This is a genomic window from Vibrio sp. AK197, assembly GCF_053903115.1.
On the sequence record NZ_CP096429.1, the window covers coordinates 995,047 to 1,011,276 of the forward strand.

Sequence of the window (16,230 nt, forward strand, 5' to 3'; positions counted from 1 at the left end):
AGGTAGGTATGAATATCGGTGCAATATCTGAAATGACAGGGCTGTCTAGCAAATCCATTCGCATGTACGAAGAAAAAGGCATTATTACCCCACCTCCGCGCAGTGAATCCGGCTATCGAGAATACACACCGCAGCACGTTCAGGAATTAAACTTAGTCTCTCGAGCGAAAAGTGCTGGATTTTCATTAGCGGAGTGCCGTGAGCTTGTGGATCTTGCGCATAATCCACAGCGCCAAAGCCGTGATGTTAAGCTGAGGGCTGAAGTGAAATTGCATGAAATCGAAGAAAAAATTCATCATCTTCAAGAAATAGAAAAACAACTAAAACTGTGGGTTTCAGCGTGTCCAGGAGACACCAACAGCCACTGCCCAATTATTGAAGAGCTGACAAAAACGTCTTAGCCCTCTCTTCGACGCCCAAGCTCTAAATACAACAAAGCCCTCACAAAGAGGGCTTTGTTTTTCTCTGATGACCATACTTTATCAATAGTAGGTGCACATTCGCTTACCATCTTGCTCAATGATATTAAATGGAGTCTCGTAGATGCGCTCCAACGTGTCGGCTTGAATCACGTCTTCCACCGAACCTTGCGCCACCACTTTACCTCGCTTGAGCGCGATGATTTTGTCGGAGTAGCATGATGCAAAGTTAATATCATGAATCACCACGACCACCGCTTTGTTCGTCTCATGCGCCAAACGGCGGACATTTTTCATGATCTGCAGTGAATGTTTAATATCGAGATTATTCAATGGTTCATCTAAAAACACGTAATCAGTATCTTGAGCAATGACCATTGCAATAAACGCAAGTTGACGCTGACCACCACTGAGCTCATCCAGATAGCTGTGCTGAATACGAGTCAAATCAAGGTACTCAATCGCTTGATCTATCACCTCTTGATCTTGTGCAGTAAGGTTACCTTTGCTGTAAGGAAAACGTCCGAAAGAGACCATTTCTCGCACCGTAAAACGCATAGTGATCGAGTTCGCTTGCCTGAGCACGGCAAGTCGCTTCGCCAACTCTTTGGTATCCCACTCTTCAAGCGAAACGCTATCAATAAACACCTTGCCTTGGTCTTTATTAATTAACCGGCTAGCCATCGACAAAAGTGTACTTTTGCCCGCACCATTTGGGCCGATAATTGACGTCACTTTCCCTTTTTCAAACTCAGCGCTGGCACTATCAACAACGGGTTTATGACCAAAGACCTTGGTCAAACTCTCAAGTTTGATCATGTTATACAACCTTGTTTCTAAGCAACATGGATAAAAAGTAAATACCACCGATAAAGTTAATGACCACACTAAGCGTGGTTGAAAACTCAAAGATGTTTTCGATAACCCATTGCCCCGTGAGTAAAGAAGCAATGGATAATAAACTTACCGCAGTCAGTAATACCTTATGGCGATAATTGGCGATAAATTCTCGAGTTAGGTTAGTGACCAGTAAACCAAAGAACATAATCGGCCCAATGAGCGCGGTTGAAATCGCAATTAATCCCGCAGACAGCAGCAACGTTTTTAACGTCATTGAACGCACATCGACGCCCAAGCTGATCGCATTATCTTGATCTAGCCAAAACACATCTAACGTACGATGCATACGATAAAGCAACACACTTAACACCAGTAAAACCGGTGTACAGAAGTAGACTAATCCCACTTTAATATTGTTAAAGCTGGCAAACATCTTCGACTGAATTGCGGTAAAGTCGTTGGGATCAAGCAACATCGTAAAAAACGAACCAATGTTACTGAACAACTGCCCGAGAATGACGCCAAGCAGTAGTAAACTCATCAAATTCCGTTTTTGACTGCGAAAATAGAACGCAAACAACGCGGTCGAAAACAGCATCATCACGACCACAGAGACACTAAAATTCAGATACGCATTTAAGGTGAAGCTACTCAGCCCACCAAACAGCACCACCACAATCACTTGCGTGAGCATATACAGGCTATCAAAGCCCATGACACTCGGGGTTAAAATTCGATTCCCTGTTATGGTTTGAAACACCAGAGATGATTGACCGATTGCCACACCGGCGAGGACAATCGCCAACACTTTCGGTACACGTCGCGATAGAAAATACTGGTAATTATCTGCCGTGAGGCCAACGCCAATAAACAGCGCCGCAACAACGATGCTGACCACCGCCAAAATCAAAAGCTTATTTCTGTCAGCCATGCTTTTGCCCTCGCAAAATCAAGCCGATAAATACCGCACCGCCGACAATCGAAATAATCATAGAGATAGGCACTTCATACGGATAAATAATCCAGCGCCCGAGTAAATCGCACACCAGTACCGTTAGTGCACCAGCGATGGCGGTCAGAGGAATATTTTTACGCAAATTATCGCCAAAGAAATGGGTCACTAAGTTGGGGACAATCAAACCAAGAAAAGGTAAACGTCCGACGATCATCACCACACTCGCCGCCATAACCGACACCAAAATCACGCCCAGCATCACCACCTGCTTGTAATTAAGCCCTAGGTTGGTGGCAAAGTCTTTACCAAGGCCGACCGCCGAAATACGCGCCGCATATAAGTAACCTAAGATCGCAACCGGAAGAGCCACATAGAGCAGTTCAAAATCTCCTCGTAGCAAATTGGCAAAGTTGGCAACCGCCCACCCTTGCAGGTTTTGAATTGCGTCAAATTTATAGGCAAGAAACGTGGCTGCGGATTCGACAACATTACCAAAAATAATGCCGACCAGAGGCACGAAAATGGCATTTTTGAATTGGATACGGTGAATAAACTGTACAAAGACCAGGGTGCCGACCATAGCACAGGCAAAAATGAGCCATAAATTGTCACCGTCGCCGAAAATGACCAGGCTCAAAACGTAACCAAACATCGCACACTCTATCGTGCCCGATGTCGAAGGCGCAGCAAATCGATTCTGGCTAATTTGCTGCATAATTAAGCCCGCGATACTCAGCCCGGCACCGGCTAACAAAATGGCTAACAGACGGGGCAATCGGCTTGTGAACAACAAGTTCCAAGCATTTGCATCGCCACTAAGCAGTTCGCCAGCGGTAAGGTTACCCACTCCCACAAACAGTGAGAGCAGGCTAAGAGCAACGAGAGCAAGCAATAACTTTTTCAAAGTTAACCTCTGCTTGCGAAAACTAATTCAAACCAATCGTTGATTTCACATCTGCGATCATTTGCTGAGTCGCTTTGATTCCAGAAATCGCCAAGTACCAAGCGTTAAGATCAAGGTAAGTCATTCGCCCTTCTTGATACGCTTTAGTTGACTGAATCAATTCATTGTCAAACTGTTCACGAGTATGACTGGTGCCTTTATTCACCAGCTTGTCACGATCAATAATCAATAGGGTACTTGGGTTGGCTTTCTGAATGTACTCGTATGAAACTAAATCGCCATGCTGGCTTGGTTTAATATTGTGCACTGTTTCTTTAAAGCCAAATTCTTTGTATAGAATACCAAAGCGTGACTCAGTACCGAAGGTGGTAATGTTGCCTCCAGAACTCATCACGGTCAACGCATCCACTTGGTGTGACTGGTTGTAGTCACGAATTGCTTTGAATTCATTATCAAGCTCAGCGATTTTCTTCTCGACCATCTCTTGCTTCTCAAAAACGGTGGCCAACTTACGCCATTGCTCTTGTGTCGCTTGCCAATAGTCAGAACTGCGAGTACCAAAAATAATCGTAGGCGCTATTTTTGACAGCTCATCATAATGCGTCGCACTGCGAGGCCCCGCAATAATAACGTCTGGCTTGTCGCTGTAAATGGCCTCAAAATCGGGTTCAAATAAACTGCCTGAAGAAGGAACATCTTCATATTTCGCGAGATAATCAGGCATCATAGTGGCTGTAGATACCGCAACGGGTGTTACGCCCATGCTATCAACGGCATCTAATGCGCCAATCCCCAAAACAACGACACGTTTAGGATTACTTTCCAGTGTTGTCGTTCCCATTTCATGCTTGATGCTGACGGTTTCCGCCTGAACGTTGAAAACGGCCAAACCAGCTAATAGCGCGACTGCGAGAGCTTTCATTGTTATCCCTAATTCTCATATAATACAAATGCAATGTATTATCATTTAGATTGAGATAAATGTCATCCTCAAAATGGCAACCAGAACGTTCCAAATACGGAACAAGCAACGGATCGTAATGTTTTCACCATTTCACTCCATCCTTTAGGAAAAATTGTTCTTAGCCAGATCGCATCAAGCGTTTTCCGTGTACTGCGACGATACCCAAGAAGCCTCAATACACAGTTTGTCGTTCAGCCAAAAAAAATGCGCAATGAACATTGCGCACCTATTCGTCTTAGCGGTTATGGCGTTATAAGAAATCGAGTGACTTACGTCCTGCCCCCGGCTTTTTCTTGGTATTGTCGCTAGGCGCTGGCTTTGGTTCGTCTGTCACAGCCGGTGGCTCAATAACATCCTCGACCACAACATCATCGTCCTCTTGGACAATCATTTCCTCGTTGGGCTCACTGATTTGCTGCTCATTATAAACGACAACATAATATTCTTGGTTGAATTCAAAAAAGTCACCGTCATACAGTTTACGTCTTTTGCGCGTTTCAAGCTCACCATTTACCGCGACGTAGCCTTCACTGATCGCATACTTGGCTTCGCCGCCTCCAGACACCAAATTGGCCAGTTTCATGACTTTATACAATTCAATAGGTTGCGTGTTTACTTCTATACCTAACGCTTCAATTTCGATTTCTTCGCCTTCATCGGCGTCGTAGTCATACTCGTTATTCATGATCATCTCTAAATGTGCTGACACTCATAGTGTAAAGGCTTTTTGATGATGGGAAAACCATTAAGCCTGTCATCTGAATCTGACGTCGATTGACGTTTGTCTGACAGAGCCCTGACAGCGTTTCCTATTCGGAAAATACGCTATTCCGCCATTTCCGTCAGTTATCACTTACATTAAGCGCATTCGGAGTTAACAGACATTGATGTCGCTCATTCAACTAGAGGCCCCATACATGTCAGCAATGAATATTTTGATCATTGATACTCAACCCCTAATGCGCACAGCAATTGAAAGCTTGGTCTACGAATGCATGCCAAACTCGCAAGCTTATCAAGCTAACAATGCAACGTTCGGTATTCAATTGCTAAGAAACCACGACATTGATTACGTCATCTTAGACGTCGATTTGGAAAATTCAGACGGTTTCGAATTTATTCGCCGTGCTCGTGCTCACGGTTACACAGGCAAAGTATTGTTTATTTCCAGCAGTAAGCACCCAATGTATTCAATGACTGCGTACAAACTCGGAGCAAACGGCTATATTTCCAAAGTGGAATCTTCGGTTGTGATCAAAGAGGCGATCTTAAGTGTGGCGCGTGGTTATTCGGTGTTTAAGCACAAAGCCAACAGCTTTCGTAAAACGGTTGCCTTGTCGAACCGAGAAACCGTGGTATTTAATTACTTGGTCAAAGGCTACACCAACAAACGAATTTCTGAACTATTGTCGTTGAGTTCAAAAACCATCAGCACCTACAAATCTCGCATTCTCGACAAATATAATGTGGGTTCGATTGTGGAATTGATGCAAATGCGCGAGCACCTAGGTGAAGAAAACTAATTCGCCTTAGGGAACATAACGTCTTTTAGGGTTTTGTAGAGTAATACGTGAAGTGGGCTGCCCATGTTTAACGCCTTATAGTTGGCGACGACATTCGGCAAGTCCACCGCAATCCCAGATTCAGAAAACGAGTGGTAGACAATGTCTTCACTCGCTTTTCCTATATTTGGGAGCAGCGAAACAATATGCCGTTTTCGCACTAAATCAAGCAGCGCGTGCATATTATCAATGGTGCCGACACTGTTTATCTCAATGCCAACTTCTTCTAGGCTGGTTTTGATGATGGCTTGATTTTGATGCCACCCTTTCATTTCAAGTACCACAAATCGCCGTTTCAATAATTCCTTGGCTGTTTTCAGCTTATCGTCTTCACAACTGACAATGGAACCCACGACACGGCCCAATTTCTGTTGATAGATAGACTTAGTTTGCATTGGATTAAAATACTGAACGCCGATATCGACTTTGTTATCCAAAATATGCTCTGGGGTAAGATCATGCCAGTTGGTGATTTGAACTTGAGCTTTGGGTAACACTTCCCATAACGCCACCATCAAATCCGCCCCAATAAGATGCTGAACAATTTCTGGTAGCGCGATACGCACCACTTTGTCGTAAGCTTGCGGAATAAACTCTTGGCGAGCTATGGCGCCATCGAGTAACTCCAATCCAGCACTGATCTGCGGCAGGAGTTTCAGCGTAAACTCTGTGGGTTCCAGTCGGTGTGCTCCGCGCACAAACAGCGTGTCGTCAAGCTGAATACGCAATTTCGCGAGGTATTTGCTCACCGCGCTTTCTGTTTTGCCAAGTTCTTTGGCAACCGGCCGTAACTGGCGATGCTTGTTGATTAAGATAAGGACTTTGAGCAAGTTGAGATCTAACGGCTCAGTCATACATTCCCTCAGACTTGACTTGTTTCCCTTCATTGTAAAAGCAGCGATATTGAGCGTATAGCCATCAATGCTAAACCTCGGGATGATTTTTCGCTGTTTCTCATTATCTCATCTGAGATGGTCGCTTTTATCTAGTGCTCAAAAAGAAGCACCGAAGTGCTTCTTCTTCCATACCCTGCGCGACTCACCCACTTTTGATTAATGATCGTGGTTAATTTTTTCTCCGACTTTCATTAATTCAAGCACCGACTTCACTTGGTATTTTTCGAGAATTCTGGTTTTGTAAGTACTGATGGTTTTAGCGCTTAAAGACAAGATTTCAGCAATATCTTTATTGGCTTTCCCTTCCATTAAATAGGTTAGAACTACCGCTTCACGCTGCGACAGTTTCACTTCTGAGCTGCGGTCAGGTGTTTCTCCGGTAAATTTAAAGAAGGTGTAACCGTTTAAAATGCTGTCGATGGCTTGCACAATCAGGCTCATGTTTTCTGATTTAGTGATGTAACCATCCGCTCCCAAGCGAAAAGCCGTTTCCGAATAGATTTGTGAATCATTGGCCGAGATAAACAGCATTTTTCCCTGATAACCATGGGCGGTAATACGACGAGCAAATTCAAAGCCATCGGCTTTCGCTAAATTGACGTCGAGCACCAAAAGTTCGATGTTGTTCTCTTTTATAAAGCTTTGCGCTTTATGGGAATCGGTTAATGAATAGACATTCTCGATACGGTGATGATCACGCAGCAAATTTTCTATTGCGGCGCAAACCAGTGGATGATCATCCAAAATCAAACAATTCACTTTATAAGTTAGCATAAGTTGTTCTCTAAACGTTGAATTTGAGCGAACGGCATAGGTCTTCCGGTCAAGAAGCCTTGACACACATCGACACCTAACTTCTCCAAATACGCCCAGGTTTCTTGATTTTCGACTCCTTCTGCCACCACTTTAAGCCCAAGATTGCGTGCCAGTTGATGAGTCAAACGAACAATCGATTGCGTGCGAATGTCATAGGTACAGGAGGCAACAAACTCACGGTCGATCTTCAATTCAGTGACAGGGAGTTGAGCCAGTTTTAGTAAGGTTGAATACCCCGTACCAAAATCATCAATTGAAAGCCCAACACGATGAATGCGTAAACGCGCAATGTTCTCTAGCATCACTGGCGAAAGCAGTGACACTTCATTTTCAGTAAGCTCAACAATAATTCGGTTGTGCTCTATCTGATACTGATGCGCCAAATCCAACAATCGTTCGACGAATTTGGAGGTTTCTAGATTGGTTTGGGTGGCATTCAGCGCGATGGTACTTTTCGATTCACTGGCTGAGAAATGTTTAAACGCTTGCTCGGCGGATAGGAAGAACAACTCATTTTGCATTTTGCTTTGGTCAATCAACGGCAAAAAGACATCGGGACCAATAATGCCCAGTGCAGGATGAATCCAACGCATTAACACTTCAACGCCAACCACTTTCTCGGTTTTAAAGTCGTATTTTGGCTGGTAGTAATTTTGGAATTCACCATTATTAAACGCGGTTTGAATCGCTGAAATATCAAAATCAAGCGTTGGTTTTACTTCCAGCTCGAGCTCACGAGTTTCAATATGCTCTTTAATCACCCCAGATAGCGTATCTTGCGCAACAGGCTTTGGTAAGGCGACCACCTTTTTGAAGCCAAGCTGTGTACACATGATGCAGGCGATTTTCAGTACGGTCACATCAATACCACTTTGGATACCAATGGTGCCATCAAAGCCCGAGCGGCTTAATCGTTTTAAGAAATGGATGCCATCCATTTCTGGCATGTCTAAATCACAGATAAGCATGTCATAACGCTTATTTTCGCATAGCGCTAACGCTTCGTGACCGTCAGAGGACTCTTCGATGTCTTGTACACCAATTCGCTCCAACTGCATGCGCGTTGTACACCGCTGCAAAGCGCTATCATCAAGAATCAGTACATGTAACTGTGTGTTCATGAGCATTTAACCAATCTCTCGTATGTTCTATCGTTTCAGTTATTTGCGTTATCAAGCTATTGATACTTCCATGAATATCTTGATGGCCTTCTGCGGCGGCGTCCTCTACGGTTTGCGCCAATTCCATAAGCTCTTTTAACCCAACGGTTCCAGCGCCACCTTTAATTCGGTGCGCGACCTGTCGAACTTGGGACAAATCATTTTTTACTTCGATGAGTTTTTCGCAGTCCTCTTGCATGGTCGTGATATACACATCACCGAGCATTCGAGCTTCCTGCTCTTGAAAGTTGTCGAGCCAACACAGCTTTGTCACGATCGCTTGTGGTCGAACCTGCGCCGTCACATTTGCTTGTGCCGGTAGGAATTTTTTCAATAATTGATTGAGTGGATAAATGCCATAAGGCTTATAAAGAATATGATCAAACCCACTCGTTTCTGCGCGTTGCAGTGCGACTCGGCTATCTTCTGCCGTGCAGCCAATAATCGGCTTATCAGCAAATTCTGGCAGCGTATCGCGCACGCGCCTTGCCAGTTGGTATCCATCCATATTGGGCATATGACCATCGGTGATCAAGAGATCATATGACGTAATATTGCGACGTAGACGATTCAGCGCCTGCAAGCCATCAGAAACCAAATCCACCGTCACACCCATTTCTTCAAGTTGCTTAGCAATAAGCATCTGGTTGATGGGATTATCTTCTGCCACTAACACATGACCACTCAGCATGACAATGTCGTCAGACTCTGGCTCAGTATCGCCATCGTTGATTCGGCGCATCACTTCAAACAGAACGTCTGGGAAGAGTGGCGTTGTGGATAGACGAATAATATTATCATCCACCTCAGCCATCTGTGTGACGGCTGGATCAAGAACGACGGTATAATCTTCATTATGGCGCGACTGGTCCATCGCCGTAGTCAAAAACAAGCTGTGTCTCTGCTCAGCAAATTCGACATGTTCAAACCAAGGTTCCATCCACTCCATAACGTGCTTCGGTACGGGACCATGGTGCAACTCAAGGTTCGGGAACAAGTTATTGTAACATTCCACAACTTCAAGCGGCAGTGTAAATGTGATCTTAGTTCCGAGACCAGTAACACTTTCTAGCTCAAAATCACCGCCCATTAATTCAATTAAATCGCGAACAATCGTTAAACCGAGCCCGGTGCCGCCATAGCGACGAGCAATGGTGTTGTCTGCCTGAACAAAAGGCTGAAACACAATTTTCTGCTGCTGCTCTGTCATACCTACGCCAGAATCCATGACGGAGAAATGAATATTTTGCTCAGTGACACGTGTATCAACACGAATCTTGCCACTGTCGGTAAACTTAATCGCATTTGACAGCAAGTTGTTGACGATTTGGCTGTAACGCAGCGCGTCAATTTTAATAATTCGAATCGCAGACGGCGTCCAATTAAATTCAAACTCCAGCTCTTTATCTTTCGCCGCTGCACTGTGGATACGTAATAGCTCACAAGTGCCTTTCATCACGTTAAAGTCCATCGCTTCAATGTTGAGTTGATTGGCCTCCAACTTCGAAAAATCTAAGATATCATTGACCAACATCTTCAAGTTTTGTGTCGAAGTAATGACATTTTTCAACAACATACGATCTTCAGCATGAGTCAGACGCATATTCAGCATTTCGAGCAAACCACTCATACCTGCAATCGGCGTTCTCAGTTCATGACTCATACTGGCAAGAAAACGTTCACGAGCGACCACGGCTTGCTCTGCCAATTTGTTGGCTTCGATCAATTCCCGTTGTTGCTGATTACGACGACTCACATCATGTATCGCTGTTAATGCAAATGCTTTTTGTGTCGCTGAGTGAATGACACGCTTGCGGAAAAAATCGACCGTTTGGATATTCAGGCTGCAATCGGTAATATCAACCGTGCGTGCCATTGAATAATCGTCGTTAAGCACTTTCTCAAGCACTTCGTGGTTTTCAACAATCGCCGCTTTTGACGAGTTATTTTCCGCCATCGAACAGCCTTTACACGCTCCAGATATGTAGTTCTCGCAATTGCTTAGCACCAAATTATGGTTAGAATCGTGGATAAAGATTTGGAGCGGAAGTGCGTTGATAATTCGCTGCATAAACTCAAATTCATTTTGTGAGTTCTTAGCCTCGTTTTCTCGCATGACCACCTGAAGTTTCAGGTTTTTAGAAAATAGATAGCTGATCAAGATAATGATCAACGCAACTAAAATTAACGACCCCGTTAACAGTGCGACTTTGAACTTGTCGTAACCGTAAACCACTTTAATATGAGAGTAGCCATCTCGAATTTTTTTCAGTTCATTATCATCAACCGTCGCTAGAACGCTATTGAGCGCATTGAGCAGCAAAGGCTCCTGTTTCGACACTCCAATTGACGCATGAACCATTTTGAAATCTTTGCGGTTGATTTTAAATTGGTCATCGTGCCCACTTCCTAGCATCATATCGACCAAGTCATCACGAATATAGGCACGGCTTATCTCACCGTTACGCAACGCGTTAAGCATCTTCGTTAAGTCGGTATAGGGCCGAGTCTGAGGGCTAAAGGTGCTGTGAGTCACCCCTAACTCTGATGGGTGCCGAGTCGTCATCAGCACACCGTCAGGCTGGTCTTTTGAAAGGCGCGGTGAACTGAGCTCAACCCCGACATACTTCATGTTCATGTAAGCATCGGTCAGTTTGATCTCTGTCGAATTTAACCCGTCCTTAAATACCATCGGCAAAATATCGATTTCGCCATCTTCAATCATTTGGTCCGGTGTTTTACCTTCTGGCGTAGGAACATAGTGAAACTTGATCCCCGAACGAGACTGTATCAGTCTCAACATCTCATTGAGCGCCCCCGTTAGCTTACCGTCGCTATCACGATAAAACAGCGGATAGCTGTCTTCATTAAACGTGAAACGTACGGATCGGTCTTCAAGGTGGCTATTGCGATACGCGATATTGGCCTGATCAATTTTGTGATAGGCGTTAAAAGACTGTGAGGAGTACGCTCTTAATGATTCGCCGCGCGACGCTAAAACATCATTAATACGTGTGATTAAAGCCTGCTTACTCGGCGCAGCCATCACCGAAACTTGTTCAGGTTCAAGCCAATCAGGAACCCAAACTTGACCATCTACGATGTCATTTTCGTTAAGATACTGCAGCAGAGAAACATAGTTCGCGACAAACGCATCGGCTTCACCAGAGTTAACCATCTCAAACGATTGGTCAAAATCATCAACAACCGATGGGTTTACAACCCCTAGAGATTGCAGACGTGAACAGTAGCTAGACTCTCGTAAACATACCCACTTTAAACTTTGCGGCGCAAGATAGGCTGTACGATTATTGCGATACCAAACCGCTAGACTGGTTTTATAAAAAGTATCTGAGAACACAAAGCGCTGCTCTCGACTCGGTGTGCGACTAAACCCGACAGCAACGTCAGCTTCGCCATTTTCAAGCGCTTTGTAGACATTCTCAATCTCTCCATAACCCTCAATATTCAGTGATGCATTGAGTTCTTGAGCGATAGATTGCAAATAATTAATATTGATCCCTTGGAACTGTTCACTGACCGTATGGTCCAGTTCTGGAGACAAAGAGGAATAGACAGCAACATTGATCACTTCGGAAAATGCGGAGTGTTCATTCGGTTTCTCAGCAAAGTCGATAGCAGACGCATTAGTGGTCCACAATGTAGTGATCGAAACCAATAAGGTTAGTAATGATGTCAAGCGCACTAAATACTCTTCTCAGCGTTGTGTCGGGGGACGGCAAAGCTTAGAGTAAGCGCTTAATAAGTCAATATTTTATCAGCGAATAAAAAATCATAACATTCTGATTTAAAAAGAAATATTTCAACTTTGTCAGTAATAACTGACAGTAAAATCGCTCCTTTCTTACGCCAGTCAAACGTCAATTCGCGATGTGCTTCTCGGATTGTGGCAAACAGATGTGAACAAAACTTCACAACGTCACTTATTGAGATGTAACCCCTTTTTCTAGAAGCAAAAATGGCCGGTAGACCAGCCATTTCTCAGGTAAATGCAGCCTCAATCGTTATGCTTGAAAAGCTTTACGCTCAGACACACGACTAAACCACTTAGCAATCGAGGGGTATTGTCCAGTCACGTCGATTTCTAACGCCTTAGTACAAAAGCCAATAAAAATATACGTGGTAATATCCACAACGGTAAAGCGTTCACTCGCGACATACGACGACTCAGCCAAACGTTTATCGAGCGTAGGCAAGAATTCTTCTACGCGCAATTTCGATTCCTTCCCCCATTCCGCGACGCAGCGCTCTCGGTCATTATAAATACCTGTCATATTGCGAAACGCTTGAAACCCAGCATATAGACCTTGGAACTCGACCACCCGATGCCACATTTCAACTTGTGCTTTTTCAAGTGCGGTACTTCCAAACAGGCCGAGTTCGTTGGGATACAACTCATCAAAATAACGGCAAATAGCGACACTTTCACAAAGGGTTTCCCCACTGTCGAGCTCAAGCATCGGAACTTTACCATTGACTGCTTTTGCTAAAAACTCAGTAGAGAGATTATCGCCATCGCGAACATTAAGTGCCACACGTTCCACGTCAACACCTAACTCATTCAAAAATACACTGACACGTCGACAGCTTGGCGTCATCGCCGTTTCATAAAGTTTCATTATCTTTTTTCCTTTTCTCTTTTCCGGAACGATCGTTTAGTTTAAAATCTACTTAATTTCTAAACGTTCAGTCAAGAATTAATTACCCAAGTTGCAGCATTGATCTTATGGCAAGAAAATCGAATTTTGATAAGAACCAAAAACTCCTAGAAGCCATGGCGTTATTCTGGCGTAAAGGGTATGCCAATACCGCTATTTCGGACCTCGTAGATACTTTACAAATCAACCGCTTTAGCCTGTATAACAGCTTTGGAGATAAGCAAAACCTCTATTACATGGCGCTTGATGCGTATCTGGAGAAGGTTTCTCTCCCCCCTGTTACCTCACTGACAGGTCCCAGCGCAGGGTGGCCTGAGCTGAAAACATTTTTGATTCACTTCGCCAACAAACAAAAAGACTCCTCCAACGGTTGTTTTATGCAAAATGCCATTGTTGAGCATGGCGGTGAAGATGAGAAAGTCTTAATGCAAGGAAATCGCTTGTTTGACTTACTTTCGGAACACTTTTGCCAAGCACTCACCAATGCCCAACAACAAAAACAGCTCAGCGCCTCTCTCGTCCCCGCGCAGTTGGCCTCACTGTTACTAAGCCAAATGCAGGGAATGCGAGTGTTGAGTAAGGCCAAGCGCCATCAAGATATCGACGCGGCATTAGACGCGATGATTAGTTTAATAGAAGGTGGCTCCCATGAACGTCATTGAACCTCTCGCCTGGCGTTTGACTCGTGGCAACGACCTCAAGACGGCGATACAACACCTTGTGACTCAGAACCACATCCAAGCAGGGAGTATCGCGTCTTGCGTTGGCAGCCTGTCACAACTGCACATTCGTCTTGCTGGCGCGCAGCAAACACTTAAACTTTCTCAACCGTTTGAAATCGTATCGCTGATGGGCACTTTGACCGCAGCCCATCAACACTTACATATCGCCGTTGCTGATAACCAAGGCAAAGTCTGGGGCGGGCATCTACTCGAAGAATCTTATATCGACACCACCGCTGAACTCATCATTCATCGTTACCCTAGCCTGCATTTTGCACGAGAACACGATCGACAAACAGGCTATTCAGAGCTAAAGATTGTTCGCGATTCGTCGATAAAGCTTGTAGAGTAATCATTCATTCAGCCCCATTTGTAGTTATTTCGTTCTACATAAACACAAAATTGACTGGTCGTTAGTCAATATTTAATGTAAAACACATGGATTAGCTGAATTATTTTTATAAAATAGAGCACACGAAGGTAAGAAGGATGGCTAACCAACGTTGGATAGGCAAGTCTGCATTGAATGAATAATAAAGCACATCAAAACTGGGCAAATTCTCAACTCCCTGCTCAGCCCAATAGCTCAACTGACACCAATGAGGTCTCCGATTTAAGCGGTTTCCCGCTGTCTGGTGCTGAGCTTGATCTGTTAATGGATAACCACTTTAAACATCTTGTTGATGTGTTTAATGATGGGATCTTCTACATGGCAGATTGCGAACAGATGTTTTATTACAATCCAACGTTCTATGCTCAGTTTGGTATTCAATCAGGGCATACTTCCTTTCAGAAATGGTTAGAACTGGTTCACCCCGAAGACCGCTTATTACTGCAACGTCGAGTTGCCTTGCATACCAGTACTGAAGGTAAGCGTCTCTCTACCGAATATCGCGTCAAACGTACCGATGGACAATACATATGGGTTCAAGGCACTGCCGTTACCCGAATTAAAGATGATCAACGTTTTCTGATTGGCTGTCACCGCGACATCTCGGATAAAAAAACCATGGAGAGCTATATTCAAAAAGCCGCCTTTGTCGATACTGAATCCGGTCTATCTAATACCAACAAACTGCATATTGATATCGATGACATCAACTCAACGGATGAAGAACATTATTCGTTGTTGTATATCCAAATTGAGGACGTAAAAAATTACCTGAATATTTATGGTCAGCAAATTCTGCAAAATTTGCTCAACCACCTCATTGCGACACTAAATCGCTGCCCGGATACGTTTATTGATGTGTACCGAGTTCACTCTGATGATTTTGCGATTTTGGTCAAAGGCCTGTACGAAAATAAAGATATTCATCAGCTCGGCGAACGTATTCTGCACAGCTATCGCAAAGCCGTCGATCTCGAAGGACACCTTTACGGCAAAGATATGAATATTGGGATTTACCCAAATTTCGACAAATCGTTAAGTGCCACAGAACTGGTCAAGATAGCAGCAAGAACCTGTAAGTTTGCCGGCGAAAACAACTTTAGCAACATTGCGATTTACGTCGATTCCACCAAGAACAAAGTCGATCGCCATTTTTATATCGAACAACAGCTTAAAAAGGCAATTGACGGCAAACAGCTGACGGTAAAATTCCAACCGATAGTCAATGCGCAAACCAATAAGATCGCGAGCTTTGAAGCGCTTGTTCGTTGGCGTAGCAAAGAATGGGGTGAAATTTACCCTGATGAGTTTATTGCAGTGGCGGAGAAGAAAGGGCTAATTGTTGAACTTGGCTATTTGGTGTTCGAGAAAGCCTGCCACTTTATTAAGGAATACCAAAAGCATCACCAACGCCAAGTCACCGTGAATATTAATATTTCGGTGCTGCAAATCCTCAATAACCACTTTCCTCACGAGGTTCGGCGTATGGCCGAGCTTGAAGGCGTTGCCGCGAGCAGCATTATTCTCGAGCTGACTGAGACCATTATTTTGGATGGGAACCAAAAAGCAATTAGGCAACTGATTAAACTCAGTGATTATGGCTTCCGCCTTTCACTGGATGATTTTGGCTCAGGTTACAGTTCTCTGCACAGCTTTTTCGATTTGCCACTTAGCCAAATTAAGGTCGATAAAAACATGGCATGGAAAAGCCTGACCAATCCAGCCACCGCGGAATATTTGCGCTTTATTACCCAGTTGTGTCGAAGCTACAATGTCGACATCGTCATTGAAGGAGTCGAAAACGCGGAGATGCATCATAAATTTGCCAACATGGGTGTCGCTTACTTGCAAGGCTACTGGTATTCCAAACCTCTTTCCTTAGCAAGTGCAAGCCGTTACACCGAAGTATAACGGCCATATTT

Annotated in this window: 15 protein-coding genes; 5 read left to right on the forward strand and 10 right to left on the reverse strand. The window is 44.2% G+C overall.

The window, feature by feature from the left end; translation table 11 throughout:
• Positions 1-8 precede the first annotated feature (8 nt).
• Positions 9-401 carry a Cu(I)-responsive transcriptional regulator gene (gene cueR, locus M1D72_RS04435; RefSeq protein ID WP_390194304.1) on the forward strand — a complete coding sequence of 131 codons (393 nt, stop codon included), beginning with the start codon at positions 9-11 and terminating at the stop codon, positions 399-401.
• Positions 402-482: 81 nt separating this feature from the next.
• Here cueR and vctC read toward each other — a convergent pair whose 3' ends face one another.
• The 5 genes from vctC to M1D72_RS04460 all read right to left on the reverse strand — a co-directional run bounded on the left by vctC (position 483) and on the right by M1D72_RS04460 (position 4,767).
• Complete coding sequence (vctC, locus tag M1D72_RS04440; protein WP_456294673.1) at positions 483-1,238, reverse strand: iron chelate ABC transporter ATP-binding protein VctC; 756 nt, start codon at positions 1,236-1,238, stop codon at positions 483-485.
• Between the two features lies 1 nt (position 1,239).
• Positions 1,240-2,190: an iron chelate uptake ABC transporter permease subunit VctG gene (vctG, locus tag M1D72_RS04445; RefSeq protein ID WP_390194302.1), complete on the reverse strand. Its 951-nt coding sequence runs from the start codon at positions 2,188-2,190 to the stop codon at positions 1,240-1,242.
• Positions 2,183-3,118 carry an iron chelate uptake ABC transporter permease subunit VctD gene (gene vctD / locus M1D72_RS04450; RefSeq protein WP_456294674.1) on the reverse strand — a complete coding sequence of 312 codons (936 nt, stop codon included), beginning with the start codon at positions 3,116-3,118 and terminating at the stop codon, positions 2,183-2,185. Before vctD ends, vctG begins: the two co-directional genes overlap by 8 nt.
• 22 nt (positions 3,119-3,140) lie before the next feature.
• Positions 3,141-4,040 carry a siderophore ABC transporter substrate-binding protein gene (locus tag M1D72_RS04455; protein ID WP_456294675.1) on the reverse strand — a complete coding sequence of 300 codons (900 nt, stop codon included), beginning with the start codon at positions 4,038-4,040 and terminating at the stop codon, positions 3,141-3,143.
• A gap of 292 nt (positions 4,041-4,332) precedes the next feature.
• Positions 4,333-4,767 (reverse strand): RNA-binding S4 domain-containing protein, encoded by a 435-nt coding sequence (locus M1D72_RS04460; protein ID WP_390194298.1) that lies wholly within the window; start codon positions 4,765-4,767, stop codon positions 4,333-4,335.
• A gap of 232 nt (positions 4,768-4,999) precedes the next feature.
• Here M1D72_RS04460 and M1D72_RS04465 point away from each other — a divergent pair, with 232 nt between their 5' ends.
• On the forward strand, positions 5,000-5,605 hold the full coding sequence (locus tag M1D72_RS04465) for a response regulator (RefSeq protein WP_390194296.1): 606 nt from the start codon (positions 5,000-5,002) through the stop codon (positions 5,603-5,605).
• Here the strand turns inward: M1D72_RS04465 and M1D72_RS04470 are convergent.
• The 5 genes from M1D72_RS04470 to M1D72_RS04490 form a co-directional block, all read right to left on the reverse strand.
• Positions 5,602-6,498: a LysR family transcriptional regulator gene (locus M1D72_RS04470; protein WP_456294676.1), complete on the reverse strand. Its 897-nt coding sequence runs from the start codon at positions 6,496-6,498 to the stop codon at positions 5,602-5,604. The two genes, M1D72_RS04465 and M1D72_RS04470, sit on opposite strands and share 4 nt — an antisense overlap.
• A 198-nt stretch (positions 6,499-6,696) precedes the next feature.
• Entirely contained in the window at positions 6,697-7,314 is a 618-nt protein-coding gene (locus tag M1D72_RS04475) for a response regulator (RefSeq protein WP_456294677.1), read from the reverse strand.
• Positions 7,308-8,477 (reverse strand): EAL domain-containing response regulator, encoded by a 1,170-nt coding sequence (locus M1D72_RS04480; RefSeq protein ID WP_456294678.1) that lies wholly within the window; start codon positions 8,475-8,477, stop codon positions 7,308-7,310. Before M1D72_RS04480 ends, M1D72_RS04475 begins: the two co-directional genes overlap by 7 nt.
• Positions 8,446-12,222, reverse strand: a complete 3,777-nt coding sequence (locus M1D72_RS04485) for an ATP-binding protein (protein ID WP_456294679.1) — start codon at positions 12,220-12,222, stop codon at positions 8,446-8,448. The genes M1D72_RS04480 and M1D72_RS04485 overlap by 32 nt, the downstream gene beginning before the upstream one ends.
• Before the next feature lie 319 nt (positions 12,223-12,541).
• Complete coding sequence (locus M1D72_RS04490; RefSeq protein ID WP_456294680.1) at positions 12,542-13,156, reverse strand: glutathione S-transferase family protein; 615 nt, start codon at positions 13,154-13,156, stop codon at positions 12,542-12,544.
• 107 nt (positions 13,157-13,263) lie between these two features.
• Here M1D72_RS04490 and M1D72_RS04495 point away from each other — a divergent pair, with 107 nt between their 5' ends.
• From M1D72_RS04495 to M1D72_RS04505, 3 genes are all read left to right on the forward strand, one after another.
• A complete protein-coding gene (locus M1D72_RS04495; protein WP_456294681.1) occupies positions 13,264-13,857 on the forward strand; it encodes a TetR/AcrR family transcriptional regulator in 594 nt (197 codons plus the stop codon).
• Complete coding sequence (locus tag M1D72_RS04500) at positions 13,844-14,269, forward strand: PPC domain-containing DNA-binding protein (protein WP_456294682.1); 426 nt, start codon at positions 13,844-13,846, stop codon at positions 14,267-14,269. Before M1D72_RS04495 ends, M1D72_RS04500 begins: the two co-directional genes overlap by 14 nt.
• A 174-nt stretch (positions 14,270-14,443) precedes the next feature.
• Complete coding sequence (locus M1D72_RS04505; RefSeq protein WP_456294683.1) at positions 14,444-16,219, forward strand: EAL domain-containing protein; 1,776 nt, start codon at positions 14,444-14,446, stop codon at positions 16,217-16,219.
• Positions 16,220-16,230 lie beyond the last annotated feature (11 nt).